This window comes from Streptomyces sp. NPDC048584 (assembly GCF_043199595.1).
In the GTDB taxonomy this organism is placed as follows: Bacteria; Actinomycetota; Actinomycetes; order Streptomycetales; family Streptomycetaceae; genus Streptomyces; species Streptomyces edwardsiae.
Genome location: NZ_JBICWF010000008.1, coordinates 20285 through 41236 on the forward strand (window position 1 = coordinate 20285; position 20952 = coordinate 41236).

At 71.5% G+C, this 20952-nt stretch carries 17 protein-coding genes and 1 tRNA gene; 16 read left to right on the forward strand and 2 right to left on the reverse strand.

The genetic code is table 11. From position 1 onward, the window contains the following. The first annotated feature begins 66 nt into the window (after positions 1 to 66). Entirely contained in the window at positions 67 to 1485 is a 1419-nt protein-coding gene (locus ACGFR9_RS18765) for an NAD-dependent malic enzyme (protein WP_393209631.1), read from the forward strand. A gap of 336 nt (positions 1486 to 1821) precedes the next feature. After that, positions 1822 to 2103, forward strand: coding sequence for an HU family DNA-binding protein (locus ACGFR9_RS18770; RefSeq protein ID WP_004987462.1), 282 nt, complete (start codon positions 1822 to 1824; stop codon positions 2101 to 2103). A 175-nt stretch (positions 2104 to 2278) separates the two neighbouring features. Here the strand turns inward: ACGFR9_RS18770 and murA are convergent, their stop codons facing one another. Next, positions 2279 to 3625, reverse strand: coding sequence for a UDP-N-acetylglucosamine 1-carboxyvinyltransferase (murA, locus tag ACGFR9_RS18775; RefSeq protein ID WP_030224840.1), 1347 nt, complete (start codon positions 3623 to 3625; stop codon positions 2279 to 2281). 253 nt (positions 3626 to 3878) lie between these two features. Between murA and ACGFR9_RS18780 the strand changes: the two genes are divergently transcribed. From ACGFR9_RS18780 to ACGFR9_RS18825, 10 genes are all read left to right on the forward strand, one after another. Continuing rightward, positions 3879 to 4451 carry a YqgE/AlgH family protein gene (locus ACGFR9_RS18780; protein ID WP_030224838.1) on the forward strand — a complete coding sequence of 191 codons (573 nt, stop codon included), beginning with the start codon at positions 3879 to 3881 and terminating at the stop codon, positions 4449 to 4451. Between the two features lie 30 nt (positions 4452 to 4481). Next, positions 4482 to 4769, forward strand: a complete 288-nt coding sequence (locus ACGFR9_RS18785) for a DUF3039 domain-containing protein (RefSeq protein ID WP_393209636.1) — start codon at positions 4482 to 4484, stop codon at positions 4767 to 4769. A 237-nt stretch (positions 4770 to 5006) separates the two neighbouring features. Then, positions 5007 to 6302 (forward strand): extracellular solute-binding protein, encoded by a 1296-nt coding sequence (locus ACGFR9_RS18790; protein WP_393209639.1) that lies wholly within the window; start codon positions 5007 to 5009, stop codon positions 6300 to 6302. Continuing rightward, positions 6299 to 7285 carry a carbohydrate ABC transporter permease gene (locus ACGFR9_RS18795; RefSeq protein ID WP_393209642.1) on the forward strand — a complete coding sequence of 329 codons (987 nt, stop codon included), beginning with the start codon at positions 6299 to 6301 and terminating at the stop codon, positions 7283 to 7285. Before ACGFR9_RS18790 ends, ACGFR9_RS18795 begins: the two co-directional genes overlap by 4 nt. 29 nt (positions 7286 to 7314) lie before the next feature. Then, a complete protein-coding gene (locus ACGFR9_RS18800; protein WP_393209645.1) occupies positions 7315 to 8160 on the forward strand; it encodes a carbohydrate ABC transporter permease in 846 nt (281 codons plus the stop codon). 1 nt (position 8161) lies between these two features. Continuing rightward, entirely contained in the window at positions 8162 to 9805 is a 1644-nt protein-coding gene (locus ACGFR9_RS18805) for a beta-N-acetylhexosaminidase (RefSeq protein WP_393209648.1), read from the forward strand. 291 nt (positions 9806 to 10096) lie between these two features. Continuing rightward, positions 10097 to 10990 carry an FAD binding domain-containing protein gene (locus tag ACGFR9_RS18810; protein WP_393209651.1) on the forward strand — a complete coding sequence of 298 codons (894 nt, stop codon included), beginning with the start codon at positions 10097 to 10099 and terminating at the stop codon, positions 10988 to 10990. Beyond that, positions 10987 to 12882, forward strand: coding sequence for a 2Fe-2S iron-sulfur cluster-binding protein (locus ACGFR9_RS18815; RefSeq protein WP_393209654.1), 1896 nt, complete (start codon positions 10987 to 10989; stop codon positions 12880 to 12882). Before ACGFR9_RS18810 ends, ACGFR9_RS18815 begins: the two co-directional genes overlap by 4 nt. After that, the gene (locus ACGFR9_RS18820; RefSeq protein ID WP_393209657.1) at positions 12879 to 15185 is read left to right on the forward strand and encodes a xanthine dehydrogenase family protein molybdopterin-binding subunit; all 2307 of its coding nucleotides are present in this window, start codon (positions 12879 to 12881) and stop codon (positions 15183 to 15185) included. Before ACGFR9_RS18815 ends, ACGFR9_RS18820 begins: the two co-directional genes overlap by 4 nt. A gap of 226 nt (positions 15186 to 15411) precedes the next feature. Then, on the forward strand, positions 15412 to 16587 hold the full coding sequence (locus ACGFR9_RS18825) for an SUKH-4 family immunity protein (RefSeq protein WP_393209660.1): 1176 nt from the start codon (positions 15412 to 15414) through the stop codon (positions 16585 to 16587). 118 nt (positions 16588 to 16705) lie between these two features. Here the strand turns inward: ACGFR9_RS18825 and ACGFR9_RS18830 are convergent. Further along, a tRNA-Cys gene (locus ACGFR9_RS18830) sits at positions 16706 to 16777 on the reverse strand. A gap of 189 nt (positions 16778 to 16966) precedes the next feature. On the opposite strand from ACGFR9_RS18830, the gene ACGFR9_RS18835 reads away from it, so the two are divergent. From ACGFR9_RS18835 to ACGFR9_RS18850, 4 genes are all read left to right on the forward strand, one after another. After that, positions 16967 to 18421: an MFS transporter gene (locus ACGFR9_RS18835; RefSeq protein ID WP_393209663.1), complete on the forward strand. Its 1455-nt coding sequence runs from the start codon at positions 16967 to 16969 to the stop codon at positions 18419 to 18421. Positions 18422 to 18453: 32 nt separating this feature from the next. Continuing rightward, entirely contained in the window at positions 18454 to 18651 is a 198-nt protein-coding gene (locus tag ACGFR9_RS18840) for a hypothetical protein (protein WP_393209666.1), read from the forward strand. Then, a complete protein-coding gene (locus ACGFR9_RS18845) occupies positions 18651 to 19019 on the forward strand; it encodes a type II toxin-antitoxin system death-on-curing family toxin (RefSeq protein WP_393209669.1) in 369 nt (122 codons plus the stop codon). Before ACGFR9_RS18840 ends, ACGFR9_RS18845 begins: the two co-directional genes overlap by 1 nt. Before the next feature lie 115 nt (positions 19020 to 19134). Beyond that, positions 19135 to 20934 (forward strand): DEAD/DEAH box helicase, encoded by a 1800-nt coding sequence (locus ACGFR9_RS18850; protein ID WP_393209672.1) that lies wholly within the window; start codon positions 19135 to 19137, stop codon positions 20932 to 20934. Positions 20935 to 20952: the final 18 nt, after the last annotated feature.

Sequence of the window (20952 nt, forward strand, 5' to 3'; positions counted from 1 at the left end):
CCCAGGGGTAGGTGCGACGATCGGACGGCACATTGAGCGACACGGTTAAAGCAGAGGAAGTCGGCCATGGCAACGGCGCCCAGCGTCTCCTACTCGATGACGATCCGGCTGGAGGTGCCCGCGAGCGGAACGTCCGTATCGCAGCTCACCACGGCCGTGGAGTCCTCCGGAGGCTCGGTGACCGGCCTCGACGTCACCGCGTCCGGCCACGAGAAGCTCCGTATAGACGTCACCATCGCGGCGTCCTCCACCTCGCACGCCGACGAGATCGTCGAGCAGCTGCGCGGCGTCGAGGGCGTCATCCTGGGCAAGGTCTCCGACCGTACGTTCCTGATGCACCTCGGCGGCAAGATCGAGATGGCGTCGAAGCACCCCATCCGCAACCGTGACGACCTCTCCATGGTCTACACGCCCGGTGTGGCCCGCGTGTGCATGGCGATCGCCGAGAACCCCGAGGACGCCCGCCGCCTCACCATCAAGCGGAACTCCGTTGCGGTTGTGACGGACGGCTCCGCCGTGCTGGGCCTCGGCAACATCGGCCCGAAGGCCGCCCTGCCGGTCATGGAGGGCAAGGCCGCACTGTTCAAGCGGTTCGCCGGCATCGACGCCTGGCCGATCTGCCTGGACACCCAGGACACCGACGCGATCGTCGAGATCGTCAAGGCCATCGCCCCGGGCTTCGCCGGCATCAACCTGGAGGACATCTCCGCGCCGCGCTGCTTCGAGATCGAGGCCCGGCTGCGCGAGGCCCTCGACATCCCCGTCTTCCACGACGACCAGCACGGCACCGCGATCGTCGTCCTCGCCTCCCTGACCAACGCCCTGCGGGTCACCGGCAAGTCCATCGAGAACATCCGCGTCGTGATGTCCGGCGCCGGCGCGGCCGGTACGGCCATCCTGAAGCTGCTGCTCGCCGCCGGTGTGAAGAACGCCGTGGTGGCCGACATCCACGGTGTCGTGCACGCCGGACGTGCGGACCTGGTGGACGCCGTGCCCGGCTCGGCCCTGTGCTGGATCGCCGACAACACCAACCCGGAGAACCTCACCGGCACCCTCAAGGAGGCCGTGCGCGGCGCCGACGTCTTCATCGGCGTCTCCGCCCCGAACGTCCTCGACGGCGACGACGTGGCGACGATGGCCGAGGGCGCGATCGTGTTCGCGCTCGCGAACCCCGACCCCGAGGTCGACCCCGCAATCGCCCGTCAGACGGCGGCCGTTGTGGCCACCGGCCGCTCGGACTTCCCCAACCAGATCAACAACGTGCTGGTGTTCCCGGGCGTCTTCCGCGGTCTGCTCGACGCGCAGTCCCGCACCGTCAACACCGAGATGATGCTGGCCGCCGCCAAGGCCCTCGCGGACGTGGTGACCGAGGACGAGCTCAACCCGAACTACATCATCCCCAGCGTCTTCAACGACAAGGTCGCGGGCGCCGTGGCCGGCGCCGTACGCGACGCGGCGAAGGCGGCGGGGACGTCGGCCCCGTAGGACCTCAGGCCCCGCGGGGGCTGTGAGGATCACCACGGCCGGTTGGAACCGGCGCGTCGGGGCACCCGAAGATCCCGGCGGCCCTTTAAGGTGGGCGGCCGGGCCGTGGCGCCCTTCGTGTGACTCCCTCGGGTGTTCTCACGACTCCTGCGGGTGCCGGATTGGCATTACCGCCGCAGGTAGAGGCAGGATGCGTCCCTGGGCGCGAGGGTCTGACGACGGACCCGGGTCCGGGGACTCTCCGAGGAACCTGGCAGCATCGGCTTGGCCGTGCCCGACATGCGGCTCCGCCGCGTGGCACGCCTCAAACGGCAAGAAGAACACGGGAGTAACAACATGAACCGCAGTGAGCTGGTGGCCGCACTGGCCGACCGCGCCGAGGTGACCCGCAAGGACGCCGACGCCGTGCTGGCCGCGTTCGCCGAGGTCGTCGGCGACATCGTCTCCAAGGGCGACGAGAAGGTCACCGTCCCCGGCTTCCTGACCTTCGAGCGCACCCACCGGGCCGCGCGCACCGCGCGCAACCCGCAGACCGGTGAGCCGATTCAGATCCCCGCGGGGTACAGCGTGAAGGTGTCGGCGGGCTCGAAGCTGAAGGAAGCCGCCAAGGGCAAGTAGCCTTGCGTCTTTGAGCGCGTCAGGGGCGACCGCGGGTCCGTTGTGGCTGGTCGCATCCGCGCGGCGGAGCCGCACATGACTACGGCCCGCGCCCCGTTGGGGCGCTCGTGGCAACGCCGATGGGGCGGTCACCCAGTCCGGGTGACCGCCCCATCGGCGTTGGCGTGGCTGTCCGTCAGCCCAGGGCCTTGCCCGGGAGTTCCACCTTGGCGCCCAGTTCCATCAACTTGTCCATGAAGTTCTCGTAGCCGCGGTTGATCAGGCCGATACCGTGGACCCGGGAGGTGCCCTGGGCGGCGAGGGCGGCGATGAGGTACGAGAAACCGCCGCGCAGGTCGGGGATGACCAGGTCCGCGCCCTGGAGCCGCGTCGGGCCCGACACGACCGCCGAGTGGAGGAAGTTGCGCTGGCCGAAGCGGCAGTCGGAGCCGCCCAGGCACTCGCGGTACAGCTGGATGTGGGCGCCCATCTGGTTGAGCGCGGAGGTGAAGCCGAGCCGGGACTCGTAGACCGTCTCGTGCACGATGGACAGGCCCGTCGCCTGCGTCAGCGCGACCACCAGCGGCTGCTGCCAGTCCGTCTGAAAGCCCGGGTGCACGTCCGTCTCCAGCGCGATGGACTTCAACTGCCCGCCGGGGTGCCAGAAGCGGATGCCCTCGTCGTCGATCTCGAAGGCGCCGCCGACCTTGCGGAACGTGTTCAGGAACGTCATCATCGAGCGCTGCTGGGCGCCCCGGACGTAGATGTTTCCCTCGGTCGCCAGCGCCGCGGACGCCCACGAGGCGGCCTCCAGGCGGTCCGGCAGGGCGCGGTGGGTGTAGCCGCCGAGCTTGTCCACACCGGTGATGCGGATCGTGCGGTCGGTGTCCATCGCGATGATCGCGCCCATTTTCTGCAGGACGCAGATCAGGTCCTCGATCTCCGGCTCCACCGCCGCGTTGGACAGCTCGGTGACGCCCTCCGCGAGCACCGCCGTCAGCAGCACCTGCTCGGTCGCGCCGACGGACGGGTACGGCAGTTCGATCTTCGTGCCGCGCAGCCGCTGCGGGGCCTCCAGGTACTGGCCGTCCTCCCGCTTCTCGATCGTCGCGCCGAACTGCCGCAGTACGTCGAAGTGGAAGTCGATGGGCCGGCCGCCGATGTCGCAGCCGCCCAGACCCGGGATGAACGCGTGCCCGAGCCGGTGCAGCAGCGGGCCGCAGAACAGGATCGGGATCCGCGAGGAACCGGCATGGGCATCGATGTCGGCGACGTTGGCGCTCTCCACGTGCGTGGGGTCGAGCACCAGCTCACCGGGCTCCTCGCCCGGACGGACCGTCACGCCGTGCAGCTGCAGCAGCCCCCGTACGACCCGGACGTCACGGATGTCCGGGACATTGCCCAGACGGCTCGGTGCGCTGCCCAGCAGCGCGGCGACCATGGCCTTCGGTACGAGGTTCTTCGCACCGCGGACACGGATCTCGCCCTCCAGCGGGGTTCCGCCGTGGACAAGCAGTACGTCATCAGTGCCGTTGACGGTCATGGATCTCGCGTTCCGTGGAGAGTGGGGCAGGGGCCGGAAGGGAAAGGGTAGTCGCCCCTCACCCCCCTTCTGTAAGCCCGTACGGGCCCTTTGGACGTCATGGATCTGTCACAACACGAACGGTTCCGCTCCGGCCACGCGGGGTCACCGTCTCCGTCGTGCGCCGGGGATGTCCCGTCCGCCCTGAGCTGCCTTCACTCCCGTACCCCCGTTGCCTCCCCACACGGGAGCGGGATGCGGGATCATGTCTGGCATGACCGAGGTGTCCTCGCTCACAGGGCGGCTGCTCGTGGCCACTCCCGCCCTGGCGGACCCGAACTTCGACCGTGCGGTCGTGCTCCTCCTCGACCACGACGAGGAGGGCTCCCTCGGTGTCGTCCTCAACCGGCCGACCCCCGTGGACGTGGGCGACATCCTCGAGGGCTGGGCGGACCTGGCCGGCGAACCGGGGGTCGTCTTCCAGGGCGGCCCGGTGTCGCTGGACTCCGCCCTCGGCGTCGCCGTCGTCCCCGGCGGGACGGGCGGGGAGACCGCGCCGCTGGGCTGGCGCAGGGTGCACGGCGCGATCGGACTGGTCGACCTGGAGGCCCCGCCGGAGCTGCTCGCCTCCGTCCTCGGCTCCCTGCGCATCTTCGCCGGATACGCGGGCTGGGGCCCCGGCCAGCTGGAGGACGAGCTGGTGGACGGCGCCTGGTACGTGGTGGAGTCGGAGCCCGGCGACGTCTCCTCCCCGTCCCCGGAGCGGCTCTGGCGCGAGGTGCTGCGCCGCCAGCGGGGCGAGCTGGCGATGGTGGCCACATATCCGGACGACCCTTCGCTCAACTGATGCCTGTGAGCTTCAGTACCCTTGGCTGTTATGAGCACTCTTGAGCCCGAGCGCGGGACAGGTACGGGGACCCTCGTCGAGCCGACGCCGCAGACCTCCCACGGCGACGGTGACCACGAGCGCTTCGCCCACTATGTCCAGAAGGACAAGATCATGGCGAGCGCGCTCGACGGCACGCCCGTCGTGGCGCTGTGCGGCAAGGTGTGGGTGCCCGGCCGCGACCCGAAGAAGTACCCGGTGTGTCCCATGTGCAAGGAGATCTACGAGTCCATGAGCGCCGGCGACGACGACAAGGGCAAGGGCAAGGGCGACAAGTAGTTCGTCCCCTCTGTCACCTCCTTTCCGTCCGTCCCATTCCTTCCGAGGCCCTCGGAGCACGCTTTGCGTGCCCTGGGGGCCTTTGTGCTGTCCGCGCGTTGCGCAGGATGCGTCAGCCGGTCACAGAGTGGTTGAGACCTCTTGTGGCGCGGTTCACCTAGTCCTTAGCCTCCGATGTTGTTGTGCACAGCGAAACCGCCATTGCATATGTTGCAACGCGTTCGGAGGAGCAACTCCATGAAGCTGTCCGCCCGCCTGGTCGCCGCCGCGGCCGTCCTCGCCACGGCCGCCGCCTGCGCGCCCCAGACCTCCGGCACCTCCTCCTCCGACAAGGACGAGAAATCCGGCACCCTCCGTGTCTGGCTCTTCCAGGAGGTCAGCAACAAGCCCAAGGAACAGGTCGTCGACTCCGTCCTGGCCGAGTTCGAGAAGGCGCACAAGGACACCGAGGTCACCGTCGAGTACATACCCGTGGAGACCCGCGCCCAGCGCATCAAGGCCGCCTTCAACGACCCGAAGTCCGCCCCCGACCTCATCGAGTACGGCAACACGGACACCGCCGGCTATGTGAAGGACGGCGGACTCGCCGACGTCACCGAGGAGTTCGGGGACTGGAGCGAGGCCAAGGACACCGACCCGACCGCCAGACAGTCGGTCACCGTCGACGGCAAGGTCTACGGAGCCCCGTACTTCGTCGGGGTCCGCGCGCTCTACTACCGCACCGACGTCTTCGACGAACTCGGCCTCGACGTCCCGAGGACCCAGGCCGAGCTGATCTCCACAGCCAAGGAGATCCACGCCGCGAAACCGGAGTTGTACGGCATCGCGGTCGGCGGCGCCTACACCTACGGCGCCATGCCCTTCATCTGGGCCCACGGCGGTGAACTCGCCACCGGCAAGGGAGGCTCGTACGCCTCCGCCATCGACAGTGCCGACTCCCGCAAGGGCATCGAGGCGTACACCTCGCTCTTCGGCGACGACAACTGCCCGGCCGCGAAGTGCGCCGGCATGGGCGGCAACGACACGGTGACCGCGTTCGCCTCGGGCAAGGCGGCCATGGCGATCGGCGGCGACTTCAGCCACGCGGCCGTGGAGGCCGGGAAGGTCAAGGGCAAGTACGCGGTCGTACCGCTGCCGGGCGTCGAGGCCGGGTCCATCGCCCCCGCGTTCGCCGGAGGCAACAACCTCGGCGTGCTCAAGTCCACCGCGCACCGGACCCTTGCCGTCGATCTGATGGAGCGGCTGGCGTCCAAGAAGGCGCAGGGGGCGTTGTTCGAGGGCATGGGGTTCCTGCCGACGTTCTCCGATGTGCGGGAGCAGGTGGCGGCGAAGGAGGCCTTCGTGAAGCCGTTCGTCGAGACACTGGCGGCGGACACGAAGTTCGTGCCGGCGTCGCCCGCGTGGGCGCAGATCGATTCGTCGTTGGTGTTGCCGACCATGTTCCAGGAGGTCGTCTCCGGCAAGAAGAACGTGGCGACTGCCTCGCGTGATGCTGCGAAGAAGATGAACGAGGCGTTCGGATCCGTCGGATGACGGTGCCCACGAGCCCGGGGGTCCTGGAGGACCGGCGGGTGCGGGCACGCGGTGGCCTGTCGCGCCCACGCGGCGGTGGCCGCAAGGCCGGCACGGCCCCGCGCCCCTTCGGGGGTTCCCGTACCCCTTGGCTGTATCTCGCGCCCGCTCTCGTGGTGCTCGGGGGACTGCTTGCCTACCCCGTTTATCAGCTCGGGTTGATCTCGCTCTTCCATTACACCCAGGCCCAGGTCAGCGGAGGTGAACCCACCACCTTCGTGGGGTTCGGGAACTACGCCGAGCTCTTCCGCGACGAGCAGTTCTGGCAGGTGCTGCTGGCCACCGTGGTGTTCGCGGCGGCCTGTGTGGTGTGCACGCTGGCCGTGGGGTGTGCGCTCGCCGTGCTGCTGACCCGCGTGCGGGCGGTGCCGCGGCTGGCGTTGATGCTGGCCGGGCTCGGGGCGTGGGCGACACCGGCGATCACCGGGTCCACGGTCTGGCTGTTCCTCTTCGACGCCGACTTCGGGCCGGTCAACCGGGTGCTGGGGCTCGGCGACCACTCGTGGACGTACGGCAGGTTCAGCGCGTTCCTCCTCGTCCTGCTCGAAGTGGTCTGGTGCTCCTTCCCGTTCGTGATGGTGACGGTCTACGCCGGTATCCGCGCCGTACCGTCCGAGGTGCTGGAGGCCGCCTCCCTGGACGGGGCCTCGCAGTGGCGGATCTGGCGCTCGGTGCTCGCGCCGATGCTCCGGCCGATCCTGGTGGTGGTGACCATCCAGTCGGTCATCTGGGACTTCAAGGTCTTCACCCAGATCTACGTCATGACGGGCGGGGGCGGTATCGCCGGCCAGAACCTGGTCCTGAACGTCTACGCCTACCAGCAGGCGTTCGCGTCCTCGCAGTACAGCCTCGGCGCGGCGATCGGCGTGGTGATGCTGCTGATCCTGCTCGCCGTGACGCTGGTGTACCTGCGGCTGCTGCGCCGCCAGGGGGAGGAACTGTGACACTCGTGAGCCGGGACGGGGAACCCCGGGTGAATCCTGTGCGCCGGTCCGTACGGCGTCCGGGGCGGCTGGCGGCCGAGACGGCGGCGCTGCTGACCGCGGCCGTGGTGGCGTTCCCGCTGTACTGGATGGTGCTGAGCGCCTTCAAACCGGCCGGGGAGATCGAGTCGACGGAGCCGCGGCCCTGGACGCTGGCGCCCTCCCTCGACTCGTTCCGGCGGGTGTTCGGGCAGCAGGAATTCGGCCGGTACTTCCTCAACAGCGTGGTCGTCGCGGTCGCCGTGGTGGTCGCCTCCGCGCTGATCGCCTTTCTCGCCGCGACCGCCGTGACGCGATTCCGGTTCCGTCTGCGGACCACCCTGCTGATCATGTTTCTGGTGGCCCAGATGGTGCCCGTGGAGGCGCTGACCATCCCGCTGTTCTTCGTCATGCGGGACTTCGGCCAGTTGAACACGCTGTGGTCGCTGATCCTGCCCCACATCGCGTTCTCCCTGCCGTTCGCGATCTGGATGCTGCGGGGGTTCGTGAAGGGGGTTCCACAAGCGCTGGAGGAGGCCGCCTACATCGACGGGGCGAGCCGTGCGCGTTTTCTGTGGCAGATCCTTTTCCCGCTCGTTCTGCCGGGCCTCGTGGCCACCAGTGTTTTCTCCTTCATCTCCACCTGGAACGACTTCCTGTTCGCCAAGTCCTTCATCATCAGCGACATCTCGCAGTCGACCCTCCCGATGGCGCTGCTGGTCTTCTACAAACCCGACGAGCCGGACTGGGGCGGGGTCATGGCGGCGTCGACGGTGATGACGATTCCGGTACTGGTCTTCTTCGTACTCGTACAGCGGCGTCTGGTCTCCGGACTGGGCGGCGCGGTAAAGGACTGACATGACCGAACTGATTCCAGCGCCCCGCAGTGTCGTCGCCGGATCCGGCGAGGTGCGGCTGACGGAGCGATCGCGGCTCCACGCCGGCCACGGCACGGAGGGCGTCGGCCACTGGCTGCGCGCCGTCCTGTCGCAGGCGACCGGACTGCCGCTGCCCGAGGGGCGGACACCCGAGGACACGGACCGGGACGGCATCCGGCTCCGGCTCGGCCCCGGGCTGGGTCCGGAGGAGTACCGCCTCGTCAGCGACCGCGGCGGCGTCCTCGTCGAGGGCGGCAGCGCCGCCGGTGTCTTCTGGGGCGCGCAGACCCTGCGCCAGCTCCTCGGCCCCGACGCCTTCCGCCGGGCGCCCGTCCGCCGCGACGGCGGATGGGCCGTGCCCCATGTCACCGTCGAGGACGGTCCCCGATTCCGCTGGCGCGGACTGATGCTCGACGTCGCCCGGCACTTCATGCCCAAGGAAGGCGTGCTGCGCTATCTCGATCTGATGGCGGCGCACAAACTCAACGTGCTCCACCTCCATCTGACGGACGACCAGGGCTGGCGCCTCGAGATCCAGCGGTATCCGAAGCTGACCGAGATCGGCTCCTGGCGTGCCCGGACGAAAATCGGGCACCGCGCGTCACCGCTGTGGGACGACAGCCCGCACGGCGGTCACTACACCCAGGACGACATCCGCGAGATCGTCGCCTACGCCGCCGAGCGGCATATCGGCGTCGTCCCCGAAATCGACGTACCGGGGCACTCGCAGGCCGCCATCGCCGCATATCCGGAACTCGGCAACTCCGATGTCATCGACACCGCCTCCCTGACCGTCTGGGACACCTGGGGGATCAATCCGAACGTACTCGCCCCCACTGACAACACCCTGCGTTTCTACGAGGGGGTGCTCGAGGAGGTCCTGGAACTGTTCCCCGCGGACGCCGGGCCGTTCTCGCCGTTCGTGCACATCGGCGGCGACGAATGCCCCAAGGACCAGTGGCGCGCCTCGGACACGGCGCAGAAACAGATCAGCAACCTCGGACTCGCCGACGAGGACGCGCTGCAGTCCTGGTTCATCCGGCACTTCGACGGCTGGCTCGCCGCGCGGGGACGGCGGCTGATCGGCTGGGACGAGATCCTGGAGGGCGGCCTCGCACCCGGTGCCGCGGTGTCCTCCTGGCGCGGCTACTCCGGCGGGATCGCCGCCGCACGCGCGGGGCACGACGTGGTCATGTGCCCCCAGCAGCAGGTCTACCTGGACTACCGTCAGGACGCGGGCCCCGACGAGCCGGTGCCGATCGCGTACGTGCGCACCCTGGAGGACGTCTACCGGTTCGAGCCCGTACCGGCGGAGCTGACCGGCGACGAGACCGCGCGGGTGCTGGGCACCCAGGCCAATGTGTGGACCGAGGTGATGGAGGACCAGGGGCGCGTCGATTACCAGACGTTTCCCCGGCTCGCGGCGCTCTCCGAGGTCGCCTGGAGTGCCCTGCCGGACTCCGACGACCGGGACTTCGCCGACTTCGAACGGCGGATGGGCGCCCACTACCGGCGCCTGGACGCCCTCGGAGTCGCCTACCGTCCTCCCACGGGCCCGCTGCCCTGGCAGCGGCGTCCCGGTGTGCTGGGACGCCCGCTCGACGGCCCGCCGCCCCAGGGGTGACCCGCGCCGCCCGGGGGCCCCGGAACCCTCGGGCGGCGCCCGCCCGTTCTGCGTCGAACAGCCTGTGCGAAACGGGAACAAGGGTCACCGAAGAGTGGCAATCCCCGGCGCACCGGCGATGCCGGGCGGAAACCGGCCATGACCGGGACGAGGTGGGTGAATGCCTCCTAGCGGACCCCCGTCTTCGGCACCTGTCAAGATGTGCCAGAGTTGCCACGTCCGCCCTGTCAGGCCGTACCGTACGGCAGCACAGGTAGGACCAGGTGGGGCAGCGGGAAGGGGCAGCCGGACTTGAGCACGCACGCACCGCAGGCGGCGCAGGCCGTGACGCTGCCCACGACACTCGACGAGGCCGTGGCGGCCCTCACGGCGATGCCCGCCGCCGTGCCCGTCGCGGGCGGCACCGATCTGATGGCCGCCGTCAACTCCGGGCAGCTCAGGCCCGCCGCGCTGGTCGGCCTCGGCAAGATCAGCGAGATCCGCGGCTGGCAGTACCTGGACGGACACGCGCTCCTCGGCGCCGGCCTCACCCACGCGCGTATGGGCCGCCCCGACTTCGCCGCCCTCATCCCGGCGCTCGCCGCCGCCGCGCGCGCGGCCGGACCGCCGCACATCCGCAACGCGGGCACCCTGGGCGGCAACATCGCCTCCGCCGCCCCCACCGGGGACGCGCTGCCGGTGCTCGCCGCGCTGGAGGCGACCCTGGTCGTCGCCGGTCCGGGCGGTGTCCGCCGTGAGGTCCCGGTGTCGCACCTGCTGGCCGGAATGGACCTGTTGCGCCCCGGTGAGCTCATCGGCTTCGTGCGCGTGCCGCTGCTGCACGCGCCCCAGGTGTTCCTCAAGGCGACCGGCCGCACCGGGCCGGGCCGCGCCGTCGCCTCCGTCGCCCTCGTGCTCGACCCCGCCCGACGCGGGGTGCGCTGCGCGGTGGGCGCCATCGCGCCGATGCCGCTGCGGCCCCTGGACGCCGAGCAGTGGGTGGCGCAGCTCATCGACTGGGACAACAACCGCGCGATCGTGCCCGAGGCACTGAACGCGTTCGGGGAGTACGTCGCCGCGGCCTGCATCCCCGACGCCGCCCCCGGCGAGGACGGCACCGTCCCGTCGCTTCCGCCCGCGGTACTGCATCTGCGGCGCACCGTCGCCGCGCTGGCCCGACGAGCACTGGGGAGGGCGCTGTCGTGACCGACGACCAGCACGGACAGGGCAGGCCCCCGGGCGGCAGCCGCTGGGACCCGCTGCCCCAGGGCGACTACGACGACGGCGCCACGGCCTTCGTGAACCTCCCCGAGGGAGGCATCGACGCCCTCCTGGACGCCATGGAGAGCCCGCTCGCCGCGCCCGGCCACGGCTATGTGCCGCCGCAGATCACCGTCGACCAGGCGGCTGCCGCGGGCACCGACCCGGCGGCCACCGGCACCTGGGGCGTGCCCGGCGCGCCCGTCGACGGCGCCCAGTGGCACGACCCGGCGACGGGCGGGACGCAGGGGGACCGGTTCACGTACAACCCGGGCGCCACCGGGCAGTGGGCCTTCGAGGAGAGCTCCCCGCAGAACCCCGCGCCCGGACAGGACGTCACCGGCCAGTGGTCGATCCCGGTGGCGGACGGCGATCTGCCGGACGAGTCGGGCGAGTTCACCCAGTCCTCCCTGGTCGAGCAGTGGGGCGGCACCCCGCCGCCCACGCTCCCCGGCGGCGCGGCGGCCCCCTGGGCGCCCCCGCAGGACATCGGCCGCCCGTGGGGCCCCGGCGTCCCCGGAGTCCCGCAGGAGGGCGACGAGCACGGCCCCGTACGGGACGAGCACGCCCAGCACGAGAACCCCGCCCCCCGGCAGCCGCAGGACACGGGCACGTACGGCGGCCGGCCCCTCCCGCACGCGGACGGCCGCGACCGGGCCCCGTACGGCGGAACGCCCGCCCAGGGCACGCCGGTACCGCCCGCCGAGCAGGCGCCGCGGCAGGACGTCTTCGGCGGAACACCGGCCCGGGACACGCCCCTGCCGCCCGCCGGGCACGCGCCCGGGCAGGACGTCTTCGGCGGAACACCCGCCCAGGGCACGCCCATGGGCGAGCACGCGTCCGGGCAGCACGACGGGCCGCGGTCGGCCGGTGTGCCCCAGCCGCTGCCCGCCGACTCCTACGCCGGGCAGCCGCGGTGGCCGGCCGGCGCCGAGGCCGCCGAGGGCGCCCCGGACGGGCTCCGGGAGCACCCGCGTCCGGGCGGCCAGGACGCCCCTGAGCCCGCTTCCGGGGCCGAGGACGCCCAGGGAGCCCCCGAGGCCGCCGACAGCCTCTCCGAGCCGTCCGACGCCCCCGACGGGGAACCGGTGACGGAGCCCGCCGACGCCCCGGACACCGCCACGGAGTCCGGCACGTCGGACACCCCGGCCGATCAGGGCGGGCCCGCTCCGGACGCGCCGCACGAGCCGCCTCACGACGACCACCCGCTCGCCTCCTACGTGCTCCGCGTCAACGGCACCGACCGGCCCGTCACCGACGCCTGGATCGGCGAGTCGCTGCTCTACGTGCTGCGCGAGCGCCTCGGTCTCGCCGGTGCCAAGGACGGCTGCTCGCAGGGCGAGTGCGGTGCCTGCAACGTGCAGGTCGACGGCCGGCTCGTCGCGTCCTGCCTGGTCCCCGCCGTCACCGCGGCCGGCACCGAGGTCCGTACCGTCGAGGGCCTGGCGCAGGACGGCCGCCCCTCCGACGTGCAGCGGGCACTCGCGCGGTGCGGCGCCGTGCAGTGCGGCTTCTGTGTGCCCGGCATGGCGATGACCGTGCACGACCTCCTCGAGGGCAACCCGGCCCCCACCGACCTGGAGACCCGCCAGGCCCTGTGCGGCAACCTGTGCCGCTGCTCCGGCTACCGGGGCGTGGTCGACGCGGTCCAGGAGGTCGTCGCCGAACGCGAGGCGCACGCGGCCGAGGACGACACCGACGGCGACGCCGACACGCCCCGCATCCCGCACCAGGCGGGCCCCGGCGCCGGCGGTGTCAACCCGTCCGCGTTCGGCGTCACCGGACCCGCCGACGAACCCCATGACCAGCCCTACGGCACGGACGGAGGCCAGGCGTGACCAACGAAGCAGCCACCGCGCAGGCCACGGAGGCCGCCCCCGAACCGGAACCGCTCCCGCACGGGCTCGGCGTCTCCCTCCCGGCCGCCGACACCCGCGCCAAGACCGAGGGCACCTTCCCGTACGCGGCCGACCTGTGGGCCGAGGGCCTGCTGTGGGCGGCCGTGCTCCGCTCACCGCACCCGCACGCGCGCGTCGTGTCCATCGACACCACCCACGCGCGGGAGATGCCCGGCGTCCGCGCGGTCGTCACGCACGAGGACGTCCCCGGCGACCCGCTGCACGGCCGCGGCACCGCCGACCGGCCCGTCTTCGCCTCCGAGGTCGTACGCCACCACGGCGAGCCCCTCGCCGCCGTCGCCGCCGACCACCCCGACACCGCGCGGATGGCCGCTGCCGCCGTCATCGTCGAGTACGAGGTCCTCGACCCGGTCATCGACCCCGAGCAGGCGTTCGAGGCCGAACCGCTGCACCCCGACGGCAATCTGATCCGGCACATCCCGCTGCGCCACGGCGACCCCGACGCGGCCGGTGACGTCGTCGTCGAGGGCCTGTACCGCATCGGCCGCCAGGACCCCGCGCCCATAGGGGCCGAGGCCGGACTCGCCGTGCCCCGCCCGGACGGCGGCGTGGAGCTGTACCTGGCCTCCACCGACCCGCACGGCGACCGGGACACCGCCGCCGCCGCGTTCGGCCTGGAACCCGAACGGGTGAAGGTCGTCGTCACCGGCGTCCCCGGCGCCACCGCCGACCGCGAGGACCGCAGCTTCCAGCTCCCGCTCGGTCTGCTCGCGCTGAAGACCGGCCTCCCGGTGAAGCTCGCCGCCACGCGCGAGGAGTCCTTCCTCGGCCACACCCACCGCCACCCCACCCTGCTGCGCTACCGCCACCACGCCGACGCCGAGGGCAGACTCGTCAAGGTCGAGGCGCAGATCCTGCTCGACGCGGGCGCCTACGCCGACACCTCGTCCGACGCCCTCGCGGCCGCCGTGGCCTTCGCCTGCGGCCCGTACGTCGTCCCCAACGCCTTCATCGAGGGCTGGGCCGTCCGCACCAACAACCCGCCCTCCGGCCATGTACGCGGCGAGGGCGCCATGCAGGTGTGCGCCGCCTACGAGGCGCAGATGGACAAGCTCGCCAAGAAGCTCGGCGTCGACCCGGCCGAACTGCGCCTTCGCAACGTGATGGCCACCGGCGACGTCCTGCCCACCGGCCAGACGGTGACCTGCCCGGCCCCGGTCGCGGAACTCCTCGAAGCCGTACGGGACTTCCCGCTGCCGCCGCTGCCCAAGGACACCCCCGAGGACGAGTGGCTGCTGCCCGGCGGCCCCGAGGGCGCGGGCGACCCGGGCGCGGTGCGCCGGGGTGTCGGCTACGGCCTCGGCATGGTGCACATGCTCGGCGCGGAGGGCGCGGACGAGGTGTCCACGGCCACCGTGCGCGTCCAGGGCGGCGTCGCGACCGTACTGTGCGCGGCCGTCGAGAACGGGCAGGGGTTCTCCACCCTGGCCCGGCAGATCGTCCAGGAGACCCTCGGCATCGACGAGGTGCACGTGGTGCCCGTCGACACCGACCAGCCCCCGGCCGGCCCCGGCTGCCGCGGCCGGCACACCTGGGTGTCCGGCGGCGCGGTGGAGCGGGCGGCGAAGATGGTCCGCACCCAGCTCCTGCAGCCCCTCGCGCACCAGTTCGGCATGTCCCACGAGCTGCTCCAGATCACCGACGGCAGGATCACCTCGTACGACGGTGTGCTGTCCACCACCGTCACCGAGGCGATGGACGGCAAGGAACTGTGGGCCACCGCCCAGTGCCGCCCGCATCCGACGGAGCCGCTGGACGAGGCCGGACAGGGCGACGCCTTCGTCGGCATGGCGTTCTGCGCCGTCCGCGCGGTGGTCGACGTCGACATCGAGATCGGCTCCGTACGGGTCGTCGAGCTGGCCGTCGCCCAGGACGTGGGGCGGGTGCTCAACCCGGCGCAGCTGGCCGCGCGGATCGAGGCGGGCGTGACCCAGGGCCTGGGCGCCGCGCTCACCGAGAACCTGCGCACCCCGCGCGGCCTGGTCCGCCACCCCGACCTGACCGGCTACGCCCTCCCGACCGCCCTCGACGCGCCGGACATCCACATCGTCAAGCTGGTCGAGGAGCGGGACGTGGTCGCGCCGTTCGGCGCGAAGGCCGTCAGCGCGGTACCGGTGGTGACCTCACCGGCGGCGATCGCCTCCGCCGTACGGGCCGCCACGGGCCGCCCGGTCAACCGGCTGCCGATCCGGCCGCAGGCCGCGGTGGTGACCGGCGGCTGAATCCGCACGGGTGATTCTCGCCGGGGAAGGCAACGCGAACGGCCGCTCAGGCGTCTTGTGTGGTGGGGGCGTTTGATGGCGCCCTGGGGTCCGGGGCGTTGTCAGTGGTGGCGCGTAGTCTTCCGAGAAGTGGGGGACGGCCGCCAGCCCGGAAGGGTCCGGTCCGTCCTGCCCGGGGCGGGGTGTTCGCGGGCCCGGGACCGAGCACACGTATCGCGGGGGAATCATGAGCACGACCGACACCGTTGTCGCGCCGGTGATCACACTCACCGGCGCCGACCTCGATCCCCATGTCACGCACGCGTCCACGCGCGGCTGGCTGACCGGCCCCGGACTGCCCGCCGACAGCGGCCTGTTCGGCTTCGCCGAACTCGCCCGCGAGGGCGGCCCGCGCACGGTGCGCGATTCCACCGGCGACCCCGACGGCCGGCTCTCGGCGGAGCTGCGGGACCAGCTCGTCATCGGCGGCATGCTGGGGCCGGGCGGACTGGAGACGGAGTCGGTGCTGCTCGACGGCGCGACCGGCGAGGTGTCCACGACGTTCTTCCTCCACGACCGCCCCGATCTGATGGACCGCCGCCCGCTCGCCCCGTCCCTGCCGACGCTGGTGCGGTTCGCGGCGGCGACGGACGAACTGGCGGGACTGCGCGGCCAGTTCGCCGCCTACGCGGGCCGGTACGGCACGAAGGCGGTCGCCGAGGCGTCCCGGCAGCTGCTGGCCGTGTTCGAGGAGGGCACGGACGGCGAGCCGGCACCGTTCTGGAAGATGGCCGCGCTGATCAGGCCGCTGGCGCTGATCGCGGGCCCCGGCACGGCGTCGGGTCTCGCCCTGGACCTCCCCCGTGGGCTGCTGGACGACGAGTTCGGGCGGGGCGGAGTCGTCCGCTTCGAGGAGGTCGACTTCCCCAACACGCTCACGCACGAGCCGACCCGCCGCTTTCTGCGCGAGACGGGGCTGCCGGAGGACGGTTTCCTCTTCCAGCTGGACACGGATCTGCCGCTGCGCACGCTCGCGGAGTACTACGCGGACGAGGACTCGCCCGCCGACGCGGGGCTGCCCGCGCGGGCCGAGCAGCTGATACGGCTGGGGTATCTGGTCGAGGACACCGCGCTGGTCGTCGACGGGGCGTCGGGGGCGGTGTTCAGCTGGAGCGAGCGGGACTCCGCGCTGTCGCCGCTGAACACGGACATCTCGACGCTGGCGTTCACGCTGTGGCTGTTGCACCGGGAGCACGCGATCGATGAGGCGTCGGGGCATGCGCTGACCAGCGATACGTATGACCAACTGGCATTGACCATGTTGCAGGTGTTGTCGTCCATCGACCCCACGGGGGCGGGGGCGGACGCGGAGTGGCACTACTGGACGGAGCTGTTCCAGGACGAGGCGGGGGGAGTTCTGTAGCCGGTCGGCTGCGGCGCCGTGGGGGCTGCTCGCGCCCACGCGGCGGAGCCGCAGATCGACAGGGCCCCGCGCCCCTTCGAGGAGGCGGGGTGCTGGAGAGCACCCCGCCTCCTCGCGGAGGCCGTGGCGGGAATCGAACCCGCGTAACTCGCTTTGCAGGCGAGTCCCTGAGCCACTCGGGCACACGGCCGTGTTGTGCGGTTCCTCCGGATCGACCGTAGGGCGGCGTCGGGGTGGGGTTCAAGGGGATCACGGGGGACGCAATGGGACTGCCATACGCCGTTCATGAATGACGCGGCGGTCCTACGACCAAGGTCCCGGTGCGGAGCCCTACCCCCGACAGGGGTCAAACCGGGGCTTGGCCCTTACTCTGGCGGTCATGACCGCCCCGAACCCGCGTGACACCGATGTCGCCGAGCCCGCCGACGCCCCTCCCCCGGAAACCGTCTCCGACGGGACCGTGCTGAGCCGCCCCTACCGGGCGCTGAGCATCGGCGTCGTCTCCGTGGTGCTGCTGATCGCCTTCGAGGCGACGGCGGTCGGTACGGCGATGCCGGTGGCCGCACGGGAGCTGGACGGGGTGTCGCTGTACGCGTTCGCGTTTTCGGGGTACTTCACCACGAGCCTCTTCGGCATGGTGCTGTCCGGCCAGTGGTCCGACCGCCGGGGCCCGCTCGCCCCGCTGGCCTGCGGTATCGCCTCGTTCGCGGTCGGACTGCTGCTCGCCGGGACGGCGGGGGCGATGTGGCTGTTCATCCTGGGGCGGGCCGTACAGGGACTCGGCGGCGGGCTGGTGATCGTCGCGCTGTACGTCATCGTCGGCCGGGCCTACCCGGAGCGGCTGCGGCCGGCCATCATGGCGGCGTTCGCGGCGAGCTGGGTGGTGCCGTCGATCGTCGGCCCGCTGGCCTCCGGCGCGGTGACCGAGCACATCGGCTGGCGCTGGGTGTTCCTCGGCATACCGGTGCTCGTGGTGTTCCCGCTGGCGCTCGCCCTGCCGCAGATACGGCGCCTGGCGTCCGGCCCGGTCGACGGGGACGCGCCCGCCTCCTTCGACGCCCGCCGTATCCGGCTGGCCCTGGCGATCTCCTTCGGCGCGGGCCTGCTGCAGTACGCCGCCCAGGACCTGCGCCGGCTCTCCCTGCTGCCGGGCGCCCTGGGCGTGGCCCTGCTGGTCCCGGCCGTGCTCGGCCTCCTCCCGCGCGGCACGTACCGCGCGGCCCGCGGACTCCCCTCGGTCGTCCTGCTGCGCGGGGTCGCGGCCGGGTCCTTCATCGCGGCGGAGTCCTTCGTCCCGCTGATGCTGGTCACCCAGCGCGGCCTCAGCCCGACGCTGGCCGGTTTCTCCCTCGCGGCCGGCGGCGGCACCTGGGCCCTGGGCTCCTGGGTCCAGTCCAGGCCCCGCCTGGAGCCGTACCGGGAGCGTCTGATGACCCTCGGCATGGTCCTGGTCGCGGCGGCGATCGCGGCGGCCCCCAGCGTGCTGATCCAGAGCGTGCCCGCCTGGACGGTGGCCGTCGCCTGGGCCTTCGGCTGCTTCGGTATGGGTCTGGTGATCTCCTCCACCAGCGTCATGCTGCTCAAGCTCTCGCCGCCCGCGGAGGCCGGCACCAACTCCGCCGCCCTCCAGATCTCCGACGGCCTCTCCAACGTCCTCCTCCTCGCGGCAGGCGGCGCGGCCTTCGCGGCCCTCGGCGGCGGCACGGTGACCCACGCGGCCACGGAGGCCACGGGCTCCCACCCGGCCGCCTTCGCGGCGGTGTTCCTGCCGATGGCGGCGGTGGCCCTGGCGGGGGCATGGGTGGCGGGACGGGTACGGACGAAATCGGCATGACACCGAGTGGTACCACGCGGTACCATCGGGGCATGGCTGGACTGAACCTGCGGTTTACCGACGAAGAGCTCGATGCCCTGCGCGAGCGTGCGGCTGCGGAAGGGCACAGCATGCAGACCTTCGCGCACGATGCGGTGATCAAGGCCATAAACGAACATTCGCGGCTGTTCGACGAGGCGGCGGAGCATGTGCTGAGGGCCAGTGAAGAGCTGAACCGGAGGCTCGCCTGATGTACTACCTCACCTTGCCCGAGCTGCTGAACCTCGCGAAGCGGCTTGGGGAGGATGCGGTGCGCGACTACGGGCTGCTGGACTCGGCCCTGGCGCGCCCGCAGTCGAGCGTGTTCGGCCAGGACGCGTACCCGGACGTGTGGCAGAAGGCCGCGGCCCTGATGGAGTCCCTCGCTCGCAACCACGCCCTGGTCGACGGAAACAAGCGTCTCGCTTGGTACGCGACCTGGGTTTTCCTCCACATGAACGGGCATCCGCTCGATCCGGATTTCGACGTGGACGAGGCGGAGCGGTTCGTGCTGGACGTCTGTCAGGGGGCACTGGATGTGCCCAAGGTCGCATCCCAGCTGCCGCGCTTCGCGCGCTGACTGTGACCTCGGTCCCACCCTCGGGTGACTCGGCGCCGTACCGGCGTTGACACCACCGGGCCATCGGTAGGGTGGCCCGTTGTCGTACGCCGCCGAGCCACCCCCATCGGAGATCGTGACTACCACCGCCAGCTCCGCGTCCCACTCGCACCACCTGTCCCCGGCCTTTCCCGGACGTGCCCCCTGGGGTACCGCCGGCAAGCTGCGGGCCTGGCAGCAGGGGGCGATGGAGAAGTACATCCAGACCCAGCCCCGGGACTTCCTGGCGGTCGCCACGCCCGGCGCCGGCAAGACGACCTTCGCCCTGACGCTGGCCTCCTGGCTGCTGCACCACCACGTCGTACAGCAGGTGACCGTCGTCGCGCCCACCGAGCATCTGAAGAAGCAGTGGGCCGAGGCCGCCGCGCGGATAGGCATCAAGCTCGACCCCGAGTACAGCGCGGGCCCGCTCGGCAAGGATTACGACGGGATCGCCATCACCTACGCCGGTGTCGGCGTGCGCCCCATGCTGCACCGCAACCGGGTCGAGCAGCGCAAGACCCTCGTCATCCTCGACGAGATCCACCACGCCGGTGACTCCAAGTCCTGGGGTGAGGCCTGCCTCGAGGCGTTCGAGCCGGCCACGCGGCGGCTCGCGCTCACCGGCACGCCGTTCCGCTCCGACACCAACCCCATCCCCTTCGTCGCGTACGAGGAGGGCGACGACGGGATCCGGCGGTCCTCCGCCGACTACACGTACGGCTACGGCTCCGCCCTCGCCGACAACGTCGTCCGTCCGGTCATCTTCATGTCGTACAGCGGCAATATGCGCTGGCGCACCAAGGCCGGCGACGAGCTCGAGGCCCGCCTCGGCGAGCCCATGACCAAGGACGCCGTCAGCCAGGCCTGGCGTACCGCGCTGGATCCGCGCGGCGAGTGGATGCCGGCCGTGCTGCGCGCCGCCGACCAGCGGCTCACCGAGGTCAGGAAGGCCATCCCGGACGCCGGCGCCCTCGTCATCGCGGCCGATCAGGACTCCGCGCGGGCGTACGCCAAGCTGATCCGCGAGATCACCGGCAGCAAGGCCACCGTCGTCCTGTCCGACGACACCGGCGCGTCGAAGAACATCGACACGTTCAGCGAGAGCACCGACCGCTGGATGGTCGCCGTCCGTATGGTGTCCGAGGGTGTCGACGTGCCGCGCCTCGCGGTCGGCGTGTACGCCACCACCATCTCCACCCCGCTGTTCTTCGCCCAGGCCGTGGGCCGTTTCGTACGGTCCCGGCGGCGCGGCGAGACCGCGTCCGTGTTCCTGCCGACCATCCCGGACCTGCTCGGCTTCGCGGGCGAGATGGAGCGCGAGCGCGACCACGTCCTCGACAAGCCCAGGAAGGAGGGCGAGGAGGACCCGTACGCCGAGTCCGAGAAGGAGATGGAGGAGGCGAACCGGGAGCAGGACGAGGACACCGGCGACCAGGACATGCTGCCCTTCGAGGCGCTGGAGTCCGACGCCGTCTTCGACCGGGTGATGTACAACGGCGCCGAGTTCGGCATGCAGGCCCACCCCGGCAGCGACGAGGAGCAGGACTACCTCGGCATCCCCGGCCTCCTCGAACCCGACCAGGTGCAGATGCTGCTGCAGAGGCGGCAGGCCCGGCAGATCGCGCACAGCCGCAAGAAGCCGGACACCGAGGCCGATCTGCTCGAACTGCCCGCCGAGCGGCGGCCCGTGGTCTCCCACAAGGAGATGATGGAACTCCGCAAGAAGCTCAACAACCTCGTCGGCGCGTACGTCCACCAGAGCGGCAAGCCGCACGGTGTCATCCACACCGAGCTGCGCCGCGTCTGCGGCGGCCCGCCCTCCGCCGAGGCCACGGCGGGACAGCTGCGCCAGCGGATCGAGAAGGTGCAGGAGTGGGCCACGCGTATGCGCTGACCTCGCGTGTACGTATGA